At 44.0% G+C, this 19,492-nt stretch carries 17 protein-coding genes; 13 read left to right on the top strand and 4 right to left on the bottom strand.

Annotated elements, in window-relative coordinates:
* The first annotated feature begins 73 nt into the window (after positions 1-73).
* The 10 genes from panB to MKY34_RS16390 all read left to right on the top strand — a co-directional run bounded on the left by panB (position 74) and on the right by MKY34_RS16390 (position 10,489).
* Entirely contained in the window at positions 74-919 is an 846-nt protein-coding gene (gene panB / locus MKY34_RS16435) for a 3-methyl-2-oxobutanoate hydroxymethyltransferase (RefSeq protein WP_342515286.1), read from the top strand.
* On the top strand, positions 894-1,808 hold the full coding sequence (gene panC, locus MKY34_RS16430) for a pantoate--beta-alanine ligase (RefSeq protein WP_342512195.1): 915 nt from the start codon (positions 894-896) through the stop codon (positions 1,806-1,808). Before panB ends, panC begins: the two co-directional genes overlap by 26 nt.
* Entirely contained in the window at positions 1,783-2,163 is a 381-nt protein-coding gene (gene panD, locus MKY34_RS16425) for an aspartate 1-decarboxylase (RefSeq protein WP_342512194.1), read from the top strand. Before panC ends, panD begins: the two co-directional genes overlap by 26 nt.
* 325 nt (positions 2,164-2,488) lie before the next feature.
* Positions 2,489-5,266: an ATP-dependent DNA helicase DinG gene (gene dinG / locus MKY34_RS16420; RefSeq protein WP_342512193.1), complete on the top strand. Its 2,778-nt coding sequence runs from the start codon at positions 2,489-2,491 to the stop codon at positions 5,264-5,266.
* Positions 5,267-5,400: 134 nt separating this feature from the next.
* A complete protein-coding gene (locus tag MKY34_RS16415; RefSeq protein WP_342512192.1) occupies positions 5,401-5,880 on the top strand; it encodes a DUF5590 domain-containing protein in 480 nt (159 codons plus the stop codon).
* 295 nt (positions 5,881-6,175) lie between these two features.
* Entirely contained in the window at positions 6,176-7,369 is a 1,194-nt protein-coding gene (locus MKY34_RS16410) for a pyridoxal phosphate-dependent aminotransferase (RefSeq protein WP_342512191.1), read from the top strand.
* 34 nt (positions 7,370-7,403) lie between these two features.
* Positions 7,404-8,699, top strand: coding sequence for an asparagine--tRNA ligase (gene asnS, locus MKY34_RS16405; protein WP_342512190.1), 1,296 nt, complete (start codon positions 7,404-7,406; stop codon positions 8,697-8,699).
* 74 nt (positions 8,700-8,773) lie between these two features.
* Complete coding sequence (locus MKY34_RS16400) at positions 8,774-9,487, top strand: DnaD domain-containing protein (protein WP_342512189.1); 714 nt, start codon at positions 8,774-8,776, stop codon at positions 9,485-9,487.
* 11 nt (positions 9,488-9,498) lie between these two features.
* A complete protein-coding gene (gene nth, locus MKY34_RS16395) occupies positions 9,499-10,152 on the top strand; it encodes an endonuclease III (RefSeq protein WP_342512188.1) in 654 nt (217 codons plus the stop codon).
* A gap of 1 nt (position 10,153) precedes the next feature.
* Entirely contained in the window at positions 10,154-10,489 is a 336-nt protein-coding gene (locus MKY34_RS16390) for a YpoC family protein (protein WP_342512187.1), read from the top strand.
* A gap of 147 nt (positions 10,490-10,636) precedes the next feature.
* Here MKY34_RS16390 and MKY34_RS16385 read toward each other — a convergent pair whose 3' ends face one another.
* From MKY34_RS16385 to MKY34_RS16370, 4 genes are all read right to left on the bottom strand, one after another.
* Positions 10,637-13,309, bottom strand: coding sequence for a PBP1A family penicillin-binding protein (locus MKY34_RS16385; RefSeq protein WP_342512186.1), 2,673 nt, complete (start codon positions 13,307-13,309; stop codon positions 10,637-10,639).
* Entirely contained in the window at positions 13,302-13,940 is a 639-nt protein-coding gene (gene recU / locus MKY34_RS16380; RefSeq protein WP_342512185.1) for a Holliday junction resolvase RecU, read from the bottom strand. Before recU ends, MKY34_RS16385 begins: the two co-directional genes overlap by 8 nt.
* A complete protein-coding gene (locus MKY34_RS16375) occupies positions 13,915-14,058 on the bottom strand; it encodes a hypothetical protein (protein WP_342512184.1) in 144 nt (47 codons plus the stop codon). The genes recU and MKY34_RS16375 overlap by 26 nt, the downstream gene beginning before the upstream one ends.
* Before the next feature lie 237 nt (positions 14,059-14,295).
* Positions 14,296-15,144 (bottom strand): DegV family protein, encoded by an 849-nt coding sequence (locus MKY34_RS16370; protein ID WP_342512183.1) that lies wholly within the window; start codon positions 15,142-15,144, stop codon positions 14,296-14,298.
* 447 nt (positions 15,145-15,591) lie between these two features.
* On the opposite strand from MKY34_RS16370, the gene MKY34_RS16365 reads away from it, so the two are divergent.
* From MKY34_RS16365 to MKY34_RS16355, 3 genes are read left to right on the top strand one after another with little or no spacing between them, the layout of a single operon-like run.
* Positions 15,592-15,930 carry a YppE family protein gene (locus MKY34_RS16365; RefSeq protein ID WP_342512182.1) on the top strand — a complete coding sequence of 113 codons (339 nt, stop codon included), beginning with the start codon at positions 15,592-15,594 and terminating at the stop codon, positions 15,928-15,930.
* Position 15,931: 1 nt separating this feature from the next.
* A complete protein-coding gene (locus MKY34_RS16360) occupies positions 15,932-18,205 on the top strand; it encodes a DEAD/DEAH box helicase (RefSeq protein ID WP_342512181.1) in 2,274 nt (757 codons plus the stop codon).
* The gene (locus MKY34_RS16355) at positions 18,195-19,475 is read left to right on the top strand and encodes a ribonuclease H-like domain-containing protein (RefSeq protein WP_342512180.1); all 1,281 of its coding nucleotides are present in this window, start codon (positions 18,195-18,197) and stop codon (positions 19,473-19,475) included. Before MKY34_RS16360 ends, MKY34_RS16355 begins: the two co-directional genes overlap by 11 nt.
* The last annotated feature ends 17 nt before the right edge of the window (positions 19,476-19,492 follow it).

Genomic DNA, 19,492 nt, shown 5'->3' with positions numbered 1-19,492 from the left:
ACAACCCTTCTGTCCGAAACGAACAGAAGGGTTTTTATATTCGGTTTTCTCCCAAAGAGGGGAGCAAGAAAAAGTGAAGAGTACAGTAGATTTTAGCAACATGAAAAAAGCAGGCGAAAAAATTGTCATGCTAACGGCTTATGATTATCCATCTGCTAAGTTAGCAGAAGAAGCGGGGGTTGATGTTTTACTAGTCGGCGATTCGCTCGGGATGGTTGTGCTTGGGTATGATTCCACGGTTGCTGTCACAGTGGACGATATGATTCATCACGGAAAAGCGGTGAAACGCGGCGCAACGGACACATTTATCGTTGTGGATATGCCATTTGGTTCTTATCACGGCTCGGAAGATCGCACACTGGAAACAGCTATCAGAATGTTCCAACAAACTGGTGCGCATGCATTGAAAGTAGAAGGCGCTGGCAGAGTGATTGATAAAATCCGTCTGTTAACAGAAACAGGCATTCCAGTCGTTGCGCATCTGGGCTTATTGCCACAATCGGCTGCGGTTGTGGGGGGCTATAAAGTGCAAGGGAAAACAGCTGCGGCCGCTCAGCAACTTATTGCAGATGCGCGCGCATGTGAGGCGGCAGGGGCATGTATGATCGTCTTGGAATGTATTCCTTATCAGTTAGCGGACGAAGTGTCGGCAGCCGTCTCTGTTCCAGTCATTGGTATTGGTGCGGGAGCTGGTACGGACGGACAAGTACTCGTATTCCATGATACAGTCACATACGGCAGCCATCGTGTACCGAAATTTGTGCAAACCTTTGCGGATGCAGGAGCGGTGATTGGCAACGGTATTGAAGCATACGTTGCAGCTGTTAAAAAAGGAACGTTCCCAGCTGAGGAGCATCGTTTTACGATGAAAGAACAAGAATTGGTGGCATTGTATGGAGGTAGCGACGGAAATGCATGAGTTGAATAACCTAACAGTCATTCATTCGATTCAAGAACTGCAAGCACGACTTGATCGCAATGAGCGACAAGGGCGGACGGTTGGTTTTGTACCGACAATGGGCTTTTTACATGAAGGCCATTTGTCGCTCGTGGAGCAAGCAAGAAAGCATAATGATGTGGTCGTTATGAGCATTTTTGTCAATCCTGCACAGTTTGGTCCGGGAGAAGATTACGACGCTTATCCTCGGGATACCGAGCGCGACACGCAGCTTGCTGCCGAGGCAGGCGTGGACATTCTGTTTATGCCAACACCAGAAGAAATGTATCCACAAGAAGGCGGCATTCACATTTTACCTGGTACGCAAGCCTCCATGCTTTGCGGTGCATCGAGACCCGGTCATTTTGATGGTGTATTGAAAGTGGTATTGAAGCTGTTCAACATCGTAGACCCAGATCGTTCTTATTTTGGGATGAAAGATGCGCAACAGCTAGCGATTATTGAGACGTTTGTGCGTGACTTTAACCTGAGAACGGATATCGTACGTGTACCAACTGTTCGGGAACAGGATGGTTTAGCGAAAAGCTCTCGTAATGTCCATTTAACAGCAATGGAGCGTAAGGAAGCACCTATCATTCAACAAGCTCTTCAACAAGGTGCTTTGCTATTTGCGGAAGGACATGCTGTTGCGGAAATCGAAAAACAAGTTGCGGAACACATTGTAGCGAATAGCTCAGGATGCATCGATTATGTATCGTTACTGTCGTATCCAGCGCTCACAGCACTCGACGAGCCGAAAGGTGAAGCGATTATTGCCTGTGCTGTTAAATTCGAACGAACAAGACTGATTGATAATATAATTATAACTAAAAAGGATGGTTCTTATGTTCAGAATGATGATGAACAGTAAATTGCATCGTGCAACAGTTACAGAAGCCGATTTGAATTACGTTGGCAGTATTACAATTGATAGTGATTTGCTTGATGCAGCAGGGATGTTGCCAAACGAGAAAGTGCATGTTGTGAATAATAATAATGGTGCGCGCTTTGAAACGTATATCATTGCGGGTGAACGCGGAAGCGGTGTCATCTGTGTCAACGGAGCAGCGGCTAGGCTCGTTCAACGTGGCGATGTGGTCATTATTCTGTCCTATGTTTATATGACAGATGAAGAGGCGCGTACGCATGAACCAACTGTTTTAATTATGGATGAACAAAACGGCGTGAAACAGATTATTCGTGAAAAACAAGGCATGACTGTCTAACTACGTTTACTTTAGAGCTCCTATGGAATCGATATACACAGATTCTATGGGAGTTTTTCTTTTTTATATAGGTTGAATTTATGATTTACCTAGACTCCAGCGCCTAGGGGCTCATAGGATGTGAGTTACGCAGTCGTTGCCGCAGGACGCGGCGAACTTAGACTGTGTTCCTTGATAGGCAGCCCAGCTGTGTGGCAAAGAACGCCGCGTCGCTGGTCCGTCTTATGCCTGTCGCCCCTGAACAGGTGCTTACACTTTTGTTCTTTCAATTACGGGAATGTGTTACAATCTGATTAGTATGTTTAAACAGGAAGTTGATGAGCGAATGGACAATAAGACGTATGCAGTCGTTGATTTGGAAACAACGGGTCATTCTCCTACTAAAGGGGATCGGATTATCCAGCTAGCGATTGTATTTATAAAAAATGGAGAAGTCGGCGACAAATACGTACGGTTTGTCAATCCAGGGCAAGAAATACCAGCATTTATCCGGCAGCTGACAACGATTTCGGATGAAGATGTGAAGCATGCGCCATATTTTGAAGACATTGCTGCAGAGGTTGCCGCACTTTTAGAAGGCACAGTTTTCATCGCACATAATACCGATTTCGATTTGTCTTTTTTACAAAGTGAGTTTGCCAGATGTGGTATTGACAAATGGATTGGGAAGAAAATCGATACGGTGGAACTGTCAAAAATCATGTTCCCCTCGTCTTTGAGTTATCGGTTGCAGGACATAGCGGAAGAGCTCGGCATCCCACTCGCATCTGCCCACCGTGCTGACGATGATGCAGAAGCAACGGCTTTTCTGTTTTTGGCTTGTATGAAAAAATTGCATGCACTACCAGAGGAAACGGTGAACCTTCTCCATCGTAGATCGTTTACATTGAAGTCGGATCTGTCGACATTATTTTATGAGGCTTTGAAACGAGCACGAAAAAAGAGTCTAGGACGAGATTGGTCCTTTTTCCGTGGTATACCTTATAAAAATCTAAGCACCGAGCAGCAAGAGGTTGCGGGTGAACTGCATTATCCCGAAGAGACAGATGGCAAAATTAAGCTTTTCGAAAAGGCTTATCCTCATTTTGAACAGCGAGCTGCGCAATTTGCATTTATGGATGCTGCGTGGCAAGCGTTTGCGAATCGGGACGAAGTGATTGCTGAAGTGCCAACGGGTATTGGTAAGACGGTATCTTATTTGTTGCCGGCAGCTATTCATGCAATCGACACGGGAAAGCCTGTTGTCATTAGCACGTATACAAACCATCTTGTCGATAAAATTATGGATGAGGAACTGGACAAAATTCGCACGATGCTAGGCGTGCCTCTTACAGCGACGGTGGTAAAAGGACGAGAGCAGTATGTATCACTTGGGAAATTTGAGGAACTACTGCGAATTGCAGATGAGTCTTATGATGAAACGTTTACCATCATGCAGATTCTCGTCTGGCTGACGGAAACGACGACTGGAGATCTTGAAGAGCTAAATGTCTCTGGAGGCGGCCAACTATTTGTGGATCGTATTCGAAAACGGTCAAATGCGCTTGCGCGAGATGAAAGGCAAGCAGATTATCATGGGAAATTACTGGATCGATGCAACCATTCGAACTTGATCATCACGAATCATTCAATGCTACTGGCGGATTTAAACCGCGAGCGGATGATTTTCAGCTCACTTGCAGGTGTCGTGATTGATGAAGCGCATCAGTTCGTTCAGACGTCTTCTCGATTAACGGAAACAGTCTTCTCTTATACGAACTGGAAGTATGTCATGGGACAAATTGGTTCGGATGCAGAAGGGCAATTGTTGTACAAAATCAATACGCTCATCCATCAATATGGCGTTACGCGTTACCGAGAACAAAGTCAGTTAGCTTCGGCTTTGCTCAAATTTATCACTTTGTTCGATCAGGCGGTCGGTCAGCTAACTTCCTTCGGACCAGAATCTCGCAATCGTCAGCAAGGGAATCGAATGGTCTTTCCACTGTCAGAAATGAGCGGTGCCAAGCCACTTTTCGCAAAAACGGTCGAGGCACTATCCGATTACATTGCCAAAGCGGAAGCCTATACTGTCGAAGTGTCTGCACAACTGGAACAATTGACAGCCCATGAACAAGCTTATCTTGCTGAATGGGCTTATTGGATCCGTGAGTTGACAATTAAAGCTGGCGAATGGGTGGAAATTTTCCTGGATCAGCAAAACGATAACTTTACCGTATGGATTGAAAAAGACAAACGCAGTATCCCAGGAAGTTTGACTGTTATTAAAAGTACCCTTGATGGATCCGCTTTGATTCGTCAGCTAATCGATCGGTTTAAAGAGGAACGTACGGGCATTGTTTGGACATCAGGGACGTTGGCCATAGAAGGAAATGAGCGTTTCATTGCCAAACAGCTTGGGATTGCGGACACGGTCCCGTTGCTGAAGTTCGATGCACCTGCAACGTTTTATGAAGGTGCAGAGATTTTCATCGTCGATAATATGCCGGATATCCAGCAAGTGTCGCAGAATGATTATATCGAGGCTGTAGCAGATGCAGTGATTCAGACCGTCCTTGCAACGGGAGGTAGGCTGTTTGTCTTGTTCACCTCTCAAGACATGCTGAGGAGGACCTATGATCTGATTACAGAAAGTGAGCAATTGGAAGAATATGCGCTCTTTGCACAAGGGGTTAGTTCCGGTAGCCGCATGAAATTGCTGCGCTCGTTCCGTCAATTTGACAATTCGGTTCTTTTTGGCACGAATAGTTTCTGGGAAGGTGTAGACGTACCAGGAGAGGCGCTGACGGCTGTTATCGTTGTCCGATTGCCGTTTTCATCACCCGAAGAACCAGTGTTTAAGGCGAAAGCGGCGAAGTTAACCGCAGAAGGAGCCAATCCATTTAACGAATATTCGTTACCAGAAGCTGTGATGCGACTCCGCCAAGGTTTCGGTAGGCTGATTCGCGCTTCAGACGATAAAGGCTTTTTCATCATATTGGATCGGCGGATTGAAACGAAGTCATACGGTCAGTGTTTCTTGGCGTCACTACCAGATGTGCCCGTAAAAAAAGTGTCGCTCGAACATATGGTGAATGAGCTTGAAAATTGCTATAATGGATAGGGATTTCAACTTCTTGCATTTTGGTTACAAGAGGTTGAAATGAAGAAGCAAATACACCTCGGTATATTTGTTAAAAAGTAGGTTGGTGCATGAGTTAACAAACTACTTTTACTATGTACAGGACGTGAATAATCATGTGGAATTGGATTAAATTCATCGTCGTTTTCCTACTGACGTTGACTTCCGTCATCATCGTTATGGTTTTTTACAATGCTAATAAGCCTGCTTCAGAGGCTAAAAAGGTAGCAATCCAATCGGTGATTGAGTCAGGCCAGCTTGTGACCGTTCAGTCTGCTGAACCGTTTAATGGAACTGTACCAGCTATTACGGTGTTCGGATTGGACAAAGACGGCAAAGAGAAGGCGGTCTTTGTTAACGACAACTCGGAAGATGGCTATGAAGAAGTAATGCTTGCTGATGGCATTACAGCAGACCGAGCGATTAAAACGGTTAAACAAGAATTGAACGTAGGGAAAGTTCTCCATGCTCGACTTGGAATGGAAGAGGAAAATCCTGTTTGGGAGATTGCTTTTCAAAGCGACAATGGGAAGCTCAATTACGTCTATGTCCTTTTTGAAAATGGACAATGGTTGAAACGGATTTTGAATTTATAAGTATATAAGTTGAATTTATAATTTTACCTACACTCTTTGTTGATTGGAGTGCAGAGCGGCGACTCCAGCGAAAGCCGTCACGAAGAACGGCTTTTGCGAACAAAAGCGAAGCGTTGAGAGCAGGATGCCTTAATTTCTGCAAAGAACGCAGAAATTAAGGCAAAGCTCATTCTTCGCTGTTCGCTCGATTGAAGCTGTGCCCGCGAAAAGCGTCCGCTCGGAACGGAAATCAACGTGAAGAAGGTATTGTTTAGTTCAATTTATGAAGAGCGAGTTTAAAAAGGGAGCGATACAGTTGACGAAAGCATTGGCAGCTAGAGTGAGTACACTTTCACCATCAACAACACTTGCGATTACGGCGAAAGCGAAAGAAATGAAAGCATCAGGCATTGATGTAATTGGTCTTGGCGCAGGAGAACCGGATTATAATACACCTACTAATATCATTGAAGCAGCTTATAAATCCATGAAGGACGGGCAAACAAAATACACGCCTGCTGGTGGACTTCCAGTGCTAAAAGATGCAGTGATTAAAAAATTGCAGGACGATCAAGGCTTATCTTATGAAAGAAATGAAATTATGATTGGTATCGGAGCGAAGCATGTGCTTTACACATTGTTCCAAGTTATTTTGGATCCAGGCGATGAAGTTATCATTCCAACGCCATACTGGGTTAGTTACCCTGAACAAGTGAAGCTAGCGGGCGGAGTACCTGTACATATTGAAGGATCTGCTGCGGCGCAATTTAAAGTGACAGCGGAACAAATTCGTGGGGCAATAACAGCGAAAACGAAAGCGATTATTATCAATTCACCAGGAAATCCGACAGGTATGATTTATTCGCGTGAAGAGCTACAAGAAATTGCAGCTGTCTGTGAAGAAAAAGATCTTTGGATCGTGTCAGATGAAATTTACGAGAAATTAATCTATGGTGGAGAAAAGCATGTTTCAATTGCTGAGCTTTCGGATACGATAAAAAAACGTACACTCATTATTAATGGCGTATCTAAGTCCCATTCAATGACGGGCTGGCGTATTGGCTACGTTGCAGGAGACGCAGGAGTTGTTAAAGCGATGACAGACCTCGCAAGCCATTCAACGTCTAATCCGACGACGACATCACAGTATGCGACAATTGAAGCCTATAATGGACCTCAAGATGCGGTAGAAACGATGCGTCAAGCTTTCGAATCACGACTTGAGCGGGTGTATCCACAACTTGTAGCGATTCCTGGCTTTAAAGTAGTCAAACCACAAGGGGCATTCTATTTGCTACCTGAAGTAGAAGAAGCTGTCGAGAAAACAGGTTTCGCAAACGTAGATGACTTTGCAGCAGCATTACTAACAAATGCGAATGTAGCGGTTATTCCAGGATCTGGTTTTGGTTCTCCAAACACGATTCGATTGTCGTATGCAACGTCAATTGAGTTGCTGGAAGAAGCAATTCGTCGCATCCATGCTTTTGTGGTGGAAAACTGGAAAGAGTAAGGAAGCGTAAAGTACGTTAACTCTGGAGGTTACTATGAAAACGATTATGATACATGAAATGCCAGACCATGCGGGCGAAACCGTCCGCATCGGTGCATGGCTTGCCAATAAACGCTCAAGTGGGAAAATTGCTTTCCTACAACTACGCGACGGTTCTGGATTCGTTCAGGGCGTTGTCGTTAAGGAAGAAGTCGGTGAAGAGATTTTTGCGAAAGCAAAATCGATTACACAGGAAAGTTCACTTTACATTACAGCTGAAGTAACGGTTGATGAACGCTCTTCGTTTGGCTATGAATTACAAGTGAAAGAGATTGAATTGATTAGCGAAGCAGTCGATTATCCGATTACGCCGAAAGAGCATGGTACAGAGTTCTTAATGGATCATCGTCATTTATGGCTTCGTTCACGTAAACAACATGCCATTATGAAAATTCGCGACGAAGTGATTCGTGCAACGTATGAATTTTTCCATATGAATGGCTTTGTGAAAGTCGATCCGCCTATTTTGACGGGTTCTTCACCAGAAGGGACGTCTGAGCTATTCCACACGAAATATTTTGACGAAGATGCTTATCTTTCACAATCGGGTCAATTGTATATGGAAGCTGCTGCGATGGCGCTCGGTAAAGTCTATTCATTCGGCCCAACATTCCGGGCGGAAAAATCGAAGACACGCCGTCACCTCATTGAGTTTTGGATGATTGAGCCTGAAATGGCATTTGTCGAGTTTGAGGAAAGTTTGGAAATCCAAGAGCAATACGTGGCGCATATCGTCCAGTCAGTTGTACAAAATTGTCCGCTAGAATTAGAAAGGCTTGGCCGTGATTTGTCCAAGCTTGAAAAAATTCAAGCGCCATTCCCACGTATTTCATACGACGATGCCATTAAATTCCTCAATGATAACGGATTTGATGATATTACATGGGGAGATGATTTTGGGGCTCCACATGAGACAGCAATCGCAGAAAGCTATGATATGCCTGTCTTTATTACGCATTATCCAATCGGCATTAAACCGTTCTATATGCAGTCGCATCCGGAACGTGACGATGTTGTCCTATGTGCAGATTTAATCGCACCGGAAGGGTATGGGGAAATCATCGGTGGCTCTGAACGTGTTCATGACTATGAGCTCATGAAGCAACGTATCCAAGAGCATAATCTTGATGAAGCAGCGTACGAATGGTACCTAGATCTTTCTAAATACGGGGCAGTACCGCATTCAGGATTTGGTCTTGGACTGGAACGTACAGTAGCATGGATTTCGGGTACTGAACACGTGCGTGAAACAATTCCGTTCCCACGCTTATTAAACAGATTGTACCCGTAACGAGTAGAAGTTGTTCAAAAGGGACGATGGTTTCATCGGTCCTTTTGAACGTATATAAAGAGAGGAGTTCGGACATGCAACACGAAGAACGGCTCCGAATTTGGATTGAGCAGGGGAATGTTAACATTTCCCAGCTTTTTTTTCACCATTACAAAAGTCTAGGCATTCAGGATGTAGACGCGATGCTCATTATGCATATGACCGCCTATAAATCTGCAGGAAACCATTTTCCAACACCTACTGATTTTGCAAGTAGAATGAGTTTGACGGAAAATGAGGTTTCCGCTATTTTACAAAGGCTCATGCAGCATGGCTTGCTTCAAATTGGCCAAAGTGAAGATGCGAACGGTGTATTACATGAAAGCTTTTCGCTCCAACCGTTATGGGATCGCTTGATCGATCAGATTGCAATTGCAGCAAATGAAGCAGAAAAGGCTAGTCGCAAAAATGAAGAAGGGGAAATATTCTCCTTGTTTGAACAGGAGTTTGGTCGCTTTCTATCACCAATGGAATGTGAATCGATTGCCATGTGGTTTGATGAAGATGGCCACTCTGTAGAGATTATCCGTGCCGCATTAAAAGAAGCGGTTCTGGCGCAAAAGTTGAGCCTCCGCTATATCGATCGAATTCTTTTCGAATGGAAGAAGAAAAATGTTAAAACCTTATCGGATGTTGAACGTCAGACAAAATCATTTAGAACGGTAGGCATTCGCCCGCCACAGCAACAACAAAAAACTGTTTCCGTAAAACGTGTCCCCTTTTACAATTGGTTGGAAGAACGAGAGTAGGGAAAATAAGCATGCTGACAAAAAAACAATGGGAATATAGCCTTGAGCAATTTGGGGAAATGTTTCCAGACGCACATTGTGAACTGGTGCATGACAATCCTTTTGAATTGCTCATTGCCACACTGCTGTCTGCTCAATGTACGGATGTCCTTGTCAACCGTGTAACAGCAGAGCTATTTAAAAAATATAAAAAACCTGAAGACTATATTGCAGTCGACGTTGAAGAATTGCAAACGGATATTCGGTCGATTGGTCTATATCGCAACAAAGCGAAAAATATTCAAGCGTTGAGTCGATTGTTGATAGAGGAATTTAACGGGGAAGTACCGGCGAATCGAGACATTATGATGACATTTCCGGGTGTTGGGCGAAAAACAGCGAATGTTGTCGTGTCGAACGCATTTGGCATACCAGCACTTGCGGTAGATACGCATGTTGAACGAGTAGCCAAGCGTCTCGGTATGAACCGCTGGAAAGATACGCCGTTAGCTGTTGAAGAAAAAATTATGCGTTGGACGCCAAAAGAGAACTGGACAGACACACATCACCAAATCATTTTTTTTGGACGCTATCATTGTAAGGCGCAAAATCCAGGCTGCGATGTCTGTCCGCTCTTATCGTTATGCCGAGAAGGGCAGAAGCGGATGAAAGCAGGTGCAAAGTAAGATGACGCAGTTTGATAAGGAGACACTAGCTCCTTTTTTTGAAGAATGGGAAGCGATCCGTGAAGATATTGCCGCATTGTATGCTGGGCAAGATCGCCAAGTAATCGGTATAATGACAACTGCCATTGAGAAGTATCAAGAATTACTGGAGTATGGTGGCCAAGAGCCTAATGAGCGAACAGGGAAGATCGACTATATTTTATTACCGCTGAATGGTGAAGAGCGTTTTGAATTCGTGAAAGCGAAGATTGCCAGTCATTATGCATATGTACAATTAGATGCATTGTATACGGAAACTAAAAAGAAAGTAGCTCGACTTGCGATTCGGAAAAGATGAAGCAAGCACAAGTTATTTATGTTGAAAAAGGGATGTCTTAGAAGTCAGTTGATTGACTGCTAGGACATCCCTTTTTTATAAGATGATTAAAAAGAGACTACCACAAATGATACTGTGCGTAGTCTCTTTTCATGTTATCTAGTGTGATTATGGAGTAGTAGTGCCATCTCCGCTTGGCGTGCTATCGCCCCCAGTATCTGGTATGACGGGATCGGTTCCATCATTATCGGATGATCCACCCTCGATTGGGGGAAGAGGGGTTTCGCTATTTCCGTTGTCCCCACCGTTATTGCCATTATTGTTGTTACCATTATTATTGTTTCCATTGCCGTTCCCGTTGTTACCGTTATTGCCATTCCCGTTATTGCCATTACCATTATTCCCGTTTCCATTGTCAGGAGCTTCAGGGATACTGTTATCTTCATCTGGATCTGGTTCCGGCTCTGGCTCTTCCATACTATTTCCTTGTACCATCAATGTCGTTGAACTTGGAGCACTTTGCAAGTCCCCAAGTTTGGCAGTGACAGTGAATGTGTAGGTTCGGCCGGTTTCAACACCAGGGAAGGTAACGGCAAGGTCCGACGTTGTTATCATTTCTTGCGGACCACCTCCATCAACGCTGACAGCTACTGTAAACTGAACAGCTTCTGTTTCATCCTCTGATTCAGGCGCGTTGTGAGACCAAGTTAGGGCAATTGAATTTGTGCCCTCATCATATTTCGCTGTCAACCCACTTGGAGCTTCCAGTCCTACAACTACTTCTTCTTTTGCTGTTTCTTTCGGTAACGTACCACGGACGAACAGCTCCGTACGTTTTAAGTTAGACGGTGTAGAAGCACTTGCAAGGGCTAATGGATTTGTTCCCACTTGAATGGTTGCCTCTACAACAGAACTCGGCTTTTTAAAGCGAGCGGTATTTTTACCAGCTGAAATATCCGACATGACTTTTTTGAATAAGTCCTGAGGAACGTAGCGTTCTCCAGCCATTTTCGTCATCGGTGAGCGATCTTGATAACCACCCCAAGCTGCAATGGTGTAGTTTGTTGAATAGCCGGCGAACCAAGAGTCTTTTGCGCCCGATTTTTCAGCAAAGTTCGTTGTTCCTGTTTTCCCAGCTACATCGACGCCACGTACGGCTGCTCGTGTTCCAGTCCCGGCTGATAAAACGTCACGTAGCATATCCGTTATCATATAAGCCGTTGAATCTTTCATTGCAATGACCGGTTTTGGTGCTAAATTCTTTTTTGTTTTCCCATCACGATAAGTAATTGTTTTAATCGCATGTGGCTTCGTATAAACCCCGTTATTTCCGAATGCGGCGTATGCGCCTGCTAACTGTGCGGTAGAGAATTCATCTGTTCCACCAAGTGCATTGGAAGGGTAGTCATTGCTAAACTTCAAGCCGAGTGTTGCGGCAAAATCGACCGCTTTTCCACGTCCGACTTCTTCGTACGTTTTAACTGCCGGGACGTTACGTGAATTGTATAGCGCATCTCGCATCGTAATGGCACCTTTATATTTTCTATCTACATTTCGAACGGCTTGTGCCGGTTTGGAACCTTTATAGTTATACGGTTCGTCTACAAGTGTTTGCCCGGTTGACCAATTCAAATATTCAATAGCAGGTGCATAGTCAATAATCGGTTTAATGGCGGATCCAGGCTGGCGCTTTTCATGTGTTGCGAAGTTTAAGCCACCTGCCGCATAATTGCGTCCTCCACCGATTGCTACGATTTCACCTGTTTTTGTATCCAAGACCGTTAATGCGGCTTGCATTTTATCATCGGCGTAAATGTCTGATTGAAGCGCATTTTCCACCGATTTTTGTGCGTCAGGATCAAGTGTAGTTTGAATCGTGATGCCTTCTGAAATCAGATGGCCCATGTCTGCTGCCTCAAGTTCTTCTAACACAAGGTCTACAAAAGCTGCATACTTTGTGTTGTCTCCCTTTTCCATACGCTGTTCTTCCGTAAGGAGAGTGGCAGTTACAGGGATAGCACGTGCTTCATCCATCTGTGCTTTGGTAATTTTTTTATGTTGGTACATTAGACCAAGGACGGTATTGCGTCGTTTTTCGGCTCTTTCCGGATTTTTAGAAGGATTGTAGCCATTTGGACTTTGCGGAAGGCCTGCTAACATGGCAACTTCATGCAATTCCAATTCATCTAGCTTTTTCCCATAGAAATATTCGGATGCTGTGCCGAATCCAAAGCGATTACCAGACATCAAAATTTTGTTGAAATACATTTCAAAGATTTCTTCTTTTTCATAATGTCGCTCCAGTTGGAAAGCCAACCATGCTTCTTGCGCTTTTCTTTTTAAAGTCTTTTCTTCGGATAGGAAAGAGTTCTTAATGACTTGTTGGGTAATGGTACTCGCACCTTGTGAACCAAATCCATCTTTGAAATTGGCAAGGACGGCACCGCCAAGTCGCCAGAAATCCATCCCATAGTGCGAATAAAATCGAACATCTTCCGTTGCGAGAATCGCATTTTCCATTAACTCGGGGATTTCATCGTACGGAACAAATTCTCGTTTTTCGGTCCCAGACGTATAAAATACATTGCCATTTTTGTCAGCAATATCAGATGACAATGGATCTTTTAATAGACTTTCATCGAGTTCGGGTGCTGAACTTGCGTAAAAGGCGAATAGTCCGATGCCGCCAATAAATACCGCTAAGCCTAGTAGCACAACTGTGAGAAAGATTTTTTTAATAATACCCTTCGTACTTTTGGGTTTTTTGTCTTTCTTTTTCGAGCGGCCAGCTGCTTCTTGTTGTTTTCTGCGCTCGGTTCTTGAATGTATCGGTTCACTCATATGTTTCCCTGCCTTTCAGTTCTTTCGTTTGTTGATCGACTAGGGTAGCCACTGCTTGTAAATAATCAAGTCGTGGGTTGTACCCTGATTCAATTTCGGTAGACGTTTTCTCAAACTCTACAAGTGTAATCGATTTTCTGCCACCCACGAGCATTCTTTCCCAAAATCCCTTGAAGTGATCATAGGAGAGGATGAAATAGCGGTCAAGTGAACTGAATTTCACAATGAGAAAAGCAACTCCACCTTGCTCTGTAACATCTTTCATATGGTTGACCTGATGCTCATGGATGTTTTGCAAAGGAAAAGAGGTTGTGTTTTTCGTTTCCTTTGCTTCGAAATCAATGTACTTGCCACTCCATACACCGTTGAAATCTGTCGTAGACGGTGTTCTAAAATAGGCTTCTGTTATGACTGCAGCACTTCTAGCTGGATAACGTACATTGACGACTTGGATGGGGACCGGTTTTTTATGGATGACAGCCATGCCCCTACTTAAGTAGTACTCATTCGATTCATTCAACTCATCCTCTAACGTCTTGCCGCGGTTACTGAATGAAGGATTGATTTTCTTTTGAATGTCCGTCCTTTGAACGGGTACATATTGTTTACCGTTCGGATAGCGGATCGCCATACATACCACCTCGCATTTTACTATCATACCATATCGATTGGACGAATAAGTGATGGGAAAGTTTCAACTTATATTGTAGCTCTGCAATAATCTCCTGCACTTTATAATAATCTTGCAACACCTTCTTCCAACCGTTTAAAACAAATCCTTGTACCCTTTACTACTAAAACCTGCTCTGACTCTGACTTTTCCTCTCTCTATCGTAACAACCTTCTTTTTAAACCGAGAAAAATGTGAACAAAAAGCGTATGAAAATGTGGGGAAGATACAAGGGATTATTTTAAATGGACATTATACATATAAAAGCACTTGATTCTGATAGAAAGTAGAATCAAGTGCTTTAATAAAAATTTTTTTAGTACCTCACCCAACTCAAACCAGTTGTCCCTTCGCCTGCATGTACGCCAACACAGACGCTGAGGGGGAGTACTTGAATGTGTAGGTCTGGGAATTCCAGCAACAGTTCATCCCGCCAAGTATGCGCCGCGTTCGTGTTGTTGCAGTGAATGACTGCGATTTCTGGGATTGTTCCTTTTTTCATATCGCTACGCAGTAAATCGGTTACATTTTTTCTCGCTCGTTTATACGCACGTACTTTTTCTTGCATGACAGGTTTACCATCTTCAAATGAAATAATGACCTTGATGTTTAGCAAATTACTTAAAAAGGCTTGTGTACCAGAGACGCGCCCACTTTTATGGAGTTGATTTAGATTCACGGGGATAAACGCTAGCTCGGAATTTTCCGTTAACTTTTTGACGGCTGTCACCACTTCTTCAACATCATGCCCTAGTTCAATCAGCTCGCTACCAATCTCAATCATTTTAACCATAGGGTAGGAACCAATTTTGGAATCGATAGGATAGACCTTGAAATCTACCATTTGTGCCGCTGTCTGTGAACTGTCAAACGTACCTGACATGCCACTCGAAACATGCAGGGCAATAGCGCAATCATAGCCTTGTTGTTGTAAATTTTCATAGAGAGCAACCATCTCACCAATAGCAGGCTGAGACGTTTTAGGAGGGATTTTCGTCATATGTAATTTTTCATAGAACTCGTCCTGTGTTAAATCGATATCTTCTTTATAGGCACCATCTTCAAATACGACACTTAGCGGTAAAATATGTACATTATGCTGTTGGATAAAAGCCTGGTCTAGTTGCGCAGCTGTATCCGTAATCCAAGCGATTTTCTTCGTCATGATTAAACGACTCTCTCTCTTAGTAAGCTTTGTATACCCGTTAATGTACACCACCCATTACATGAACACTAGTGATAGTTGTCATATAGATACGAAAAGTGACAGACTGCGACATGATTTGGACATAACTAATTGACTAAATCAATTACGCCTCGGCGTAATTGCATCCAGATTTTTTCGAGCAAGCTCGAAAAGCTCCTCTAAAAATCTGTACATCCGCCGGAGGCTTTATCTTCGTTCAGCGGGCGTTTGAACACCCACTGAACAGAAAAACAAAACTGCATGCATTTCGCCACCTATCGAGGTGGGAGTTTTCTGCTGAGTGAAGATAAATCATAAAGAATATACGTTCTTGTCTAGATGGTGCATCTTGCATACTTCTGCTAAAATAGAAGAAACGTCCGGAAAGGGTGCATTACACTGAATTTACAACAAAAAACGGAAAGATTGCTTGCGGTTTGCAAGGAATGCTTTGAACGCCATGCACAAATGCGGGAACTCGATCGGGAACCTGATTTTTTTATAGAAGTAAAACCCTATGCAGATCAATACCATACATTGCTTGATGAATGGACTGTGGAAGTTTCAGAATGGATTAAGACGACGAAGCCGAAATATGTTCATCCTATACAAATCGCATCACTAAATGACTCGATGAAACAATTCATCGTACAGTCATTTTACAAAAAGACGGGTAAAAAACGTTTCGTCTTGTCCATTAATTCCGCTGAATATACATTGAAGACGATTTTGGATGCGCTGAAGAGTGAAAAGGACGGGCAATAAGATGGTAGCCATTCACGATGTACTCGAAAAACTGCGTACGAATCCTGCATTTTCAACGAATGTCGCTCATTATAAAACCATTGAAGGAAAAAATGCGCGCTATGCTGACTTTCCTGAACAACTTCATCCATCCATCATCAAGGCATTGGCATCAAAGGGCATTCAGCAGCTCTATAGCCATCAACGAGAAGCCTTTGAACGGGCAGTTAATGGGGAATCTTTTACGGCAGTCACGCCAACAGCATCTGGGAAATCGCTCTGTTATCATCTACCTGTTATGCAAAGCATTCTAGAAGATGAGGCGGCGCGGGCCATTTATTTATTTCCCACAAAAGCGCTAGCCCAAGATCAACTCGCAGACCTTCATGAATTAATCGAAGCGAGTGAAGAAACGATTTTAAGTTATACCTATGACGGAGACACGGCACCAGGATTGCGCTCTAAAGTGCGAAAGTCGGGTCATATTGTGTTGACGAATCCGGATATGCTGCACTCTGGGATTTTGCCACATCATACGAAATGGGTATCTTTATTTGAAAATCTGAAATACATCATCATTGACGAATTGCACACGTATAAAGGCGTTTTTGGTAGTCATGTGGCGCATGTGCTACGCAGGTTAAAACGCATATGCCACTATTATGGAAGCAACCCGGTATTTATCTGTACGTCAGCAACGATTGCGAATCCTCAGGAGTTGGCAGAGTCGTTGACGAATACGGAGATGCAGTTAATCGCCAATAATGGGGCGCCAGCAGGGAAGAAGCACTTTATTTTTTACAATCCACCCGTTGTGCATCCAACTTTCGGTATTCGAAGAAGTGCCGTGCTTGAAGTACGTGATATTGCGGCGCTGTTATATCAGGAAAGTATTCAGACCATCATCTTCGCCAAAAGTCGCGTACGCGTCGAAATGCTCGTGACGTATATGAAAGAGCTGACGAAGAAAAAGCTGTTCGATGAAACCGTCATGGGCTACAGGGGAGGTTATTTACCTTCGGAACGACGGAAAATTGAAAAAGGGTTGCGTGACGGAACCATTCGCACGGTCGTCAGTACGAATGCGCTTGAACTAGGCATTGATATTGGGCAACTGCAAGCTTGCATCATGACAGGTTACCCGGGAAATATTGCGAGTGCCTTTCAACAGGCAGGGCGTGCGGGGAGAAGACAGGAAGAGGCACTCATTGTTTACGTCGCGCAGTCTGTTGCGCTCGATCAATACATTATCGAACATCCAGAATACTTGCTTGGGCAATCGCCTGAAGAAGCCCGGATTCACCCGGATAATATGTTGATCTTAATGGATCATTTGAAATGCGCTTCATTCGAGTTGCCTTTTACATCGATAGAAACATACGGTGAATTTGAAGTGCAAGAACTACTCGCTTTTCTCGAAAGTGAAGGGGTTCTTGTGAAGACCACAGACAAATGGCATTGGATGACAGAGCGTTTTCCGGCGAGTGAAGTGAGCCTACGCTCCGCATCACAGGAAAATGTCGTCATTATCGATAAAACCCATCCAAAAGCAACACGAGTGATTGGCGAAATGGACCGTTTCAGCGCGCTGACTCTTCTCCATGAAGAGGCGATTTATATTCATCAAGGCACGCAATTTCAAGTCGAGGAACTCGATTGGGAAGAAAAGAAAGCCTACGTCACAGAAGTCGATGTCGATTACTTCACTGATGCGAATCTTGCGGTAGAACTGAAAGTGATGAATGAAGATGACGTGAAGTCGTTTGGCAATCGAGAAGCAGCCTATGGTGATTTGGCTGTGCTGGCGATTCCGACGATTTTTAAGAAAATCCGATTTGATTCACATGACAATATTGGCTCTGGATCGATTTCATTGCCGGCGGAGGAGTTACATACGTCTTCTACGTGGTACACCTTTGATATACCTAAAGGATGGACCGGTGCCGGATTAACCGATGCGATGACGGGTGCGGCGTATGCCATTGCGTCCTTCATTCCATTATTTGTTCGCTGTGACCGTAGGGATATCCATGTCGTACCACAAGTAAAGGCTGTTCATTCAGGGAAGCCAACCTTTTTTATTTACGACAGTTATCCAGGTGGTATTGGTTTAAGTGAGAAAATCTTTGATCGTTGGGATGAATTACTGCGCCAAGCGGCCAATCATGTAGCTGCCTGTCGCTGTGAATCAGGGTGTCCGGTTTGTATCGGAGCGCAAGAAGCAGGGATGGGTATGAAGCAAGACGTTGCATCGCTATTGCATACGCTTGCGGGAGGCGAACGTCATGTCATATGAACAAAAACTCATGCAAATGAAGAAGACGCTTAAAAAGACTGAGCGTAAAGTCACCGCCGAACCCGTGAAAACGGCAATTCCACCTCCTGCTTATGAACAAGCCTGGCTCGACGCTGGATTGACAAAGGAAGTGAACAAGCACGGTATTGTTTATAAGCGTGTCGTTGACTACAAGACGGATTATGTCCATGGCAATATCGTACTTTCCGGATTGAAGTCGACGTTGGATGAATGGAGAAAGTCAGGAGAAGCGCATCCACTGTCTCCGGATTTTTCAAAACCACTCATTTTTTTCGATACAGAAACGACCGGTTTAAAAGGGGCGGGAACGCTCATTTTTCTCATGGGATTTATCGTTCAGACCCCAAATTCCTTTACACTAACTCAATATGTATTACCAGGGCCAGACCATGAAGCTGCCTTTCTGTATGCATCAAAGCTATGGGAAGAGTCAGTGACGCTTGTCACGTATAATGGCAAGAGCTTTGATATTCCGCAACTGGAAACACGCTGGACAATGAATCGTAATGTGATTCCACCGTTGCTCAGCCATACACAAATTGACTTGTTGCATGGATCAAGACGCATTTGGAAAGATGAAATGGGCACGTTTCGATTGCCTGCGATTGAAGAGGAGCAACTTGGATTTAGACGTGAGGGAGATATACCAGGGCATATGGCGCCGATTATTTATCAAGACGCTGTGAAAAATGGCCGCGCGGAAATTTTGATGAAGGTGCTTCTTCATAATGAATGGGATATACTTTCACTCGTTGCACTTTATATTCGCTCGACAGATTTACTATTGAAAACGGAAATACCCGAGTCCGCCATTACGCAGACGAATATCGGGAAATGGTTTGCAGATTTGAAATCCCATGATCGAAGTAAACGAATCTTTGAACGAACGATTGCTACGTACGGTATCGATCATCCTGCCACGCATTTTCATTTCGGTTTTATTTTAAAAAAGGAACAGTCATATGAAGAGGCCGTTTCTTCATTTACAATCGCAGCACAAGGGCTGGGAGGCCGTCAGCGAATTATTGCGCTGGAGGAATTAGCAAAGCTGTATGAGCATAAGCTGAAAGAGTTGAAGCTGGCGTTGGATACGACGGAAGAGGCCATATGGCTATTGAAAGTCGATGAGGACTTGGCGGAGAATTTCCGTATACGCGTAGGAAATGAATTTGTAAAACGGGAAATAAGGGTGCGCAAGAAACTATTTCCCGGGCAAGCGCAGAAAACGACATCCGATGTCAGTAACTGACACTATTTAGCGGGAAA

Source organism: Sporosarcina sp. FSL K6-1522 (assembly GCF_038622445.1).
In the GTDB taxonomy this organism is placed as follows: Bacteria; Bacillota; Bacilli; order Bacillales_A; family Planococcaceae; genus Sporosarcina.
This window is presented reverse-complemented; position numbering and strand designations above follow the sequence as displayed.

Excerpts from the sequence above, each read along its gene's own strand:
- panD (WP_342512194.1), top strand. The coding sequence starts at position 1,783 with ATGTTCAGAATGATGATGAACAGTAAATTGCATCGTGCAACAGTTACA.
- MKY34_RS16415 (WP_342512192.1), top strand. The coding sequence starts at position 5,401 with ATGTGGAATTGGATTAAATTCATCGTCGTTTTCCTACTGACGTTGACT.
- MKY34_RS16355 (WP_342512180.1), top strand. The coding sequence starts at position 18,195 with ATGTCATATGAACAAAAACTCATGCAAATGAAGAAGACGCTTAAAAAG.
- MKY34_RS16390 (WP_342512187.1), top strand. The coding sequence starts at position 10,154 with ATGACGCAGTTTGATAAGGAGACACTAGCTCCTTTTTTTGAAGAATGG.
- MKY34_RS16370 (WP_342512183.1), bottom strand. The coding sequence starts at position 15,144 with ATGACGAAGAAAATCGCTTGGATTACGGATACAGCTGCGCAACTAGAC.
- MKY34_RS16385 (WP_342512186.1), bottom strand. The coding sequence starts at position 13,309 with ATGAGTGAACCGATACATTCAAGAACCGAGCGCAGAAAACAACAAGAA.
- panC (WP_342512195.1), top strand. The coding sequence starts at position 894 with ATGGAGGTAGCGACGGAAATGCATGAGTTGAATAACCTAACAGTCATT.
- nth (WP_342512188.1), top strand. The coding sequence starts at position 9,499 with ATGCTGACAAAAAAACAATGGGAATATAGCCTTGAGCAATTTGGGGAA.
- dinG (WP_342512193.1), top strand. The coding sequence starts at position 2,489 with ATGGACAATAAGACGTATGCAGTCGTTGATTTGGAAACAACGGGTCAT.
- recU (WP_342512185.1), bottom strand. The coding sequence starts at position 13,940 with ATGGCGATCCGCTATCCGAACGGTAAACAATATGTACCCGTTCAAAGG.
- asnS (WP_342512190.1), top strand. The coding sequence starts at position 7,404 with ATGAAAACGATTATGATACATGAAATGCCAGACCATGCGGGCGAAACC.
- MKY34_RS16360 (WP_342512181.1), top strand. The coding sequence starts at position 15,932 with ATGGTAGCCATTCACGATGTACTCGAAAAACTGCGTACGAATCCTGCA.
- MKY34_RS16400 (WP_342512189.1), top strand. The coding sequence starts at position 8,774 with ATGCAACACGAAGAACGGCTCCGAATTTGGATTGAGCAGGGGAATGTT.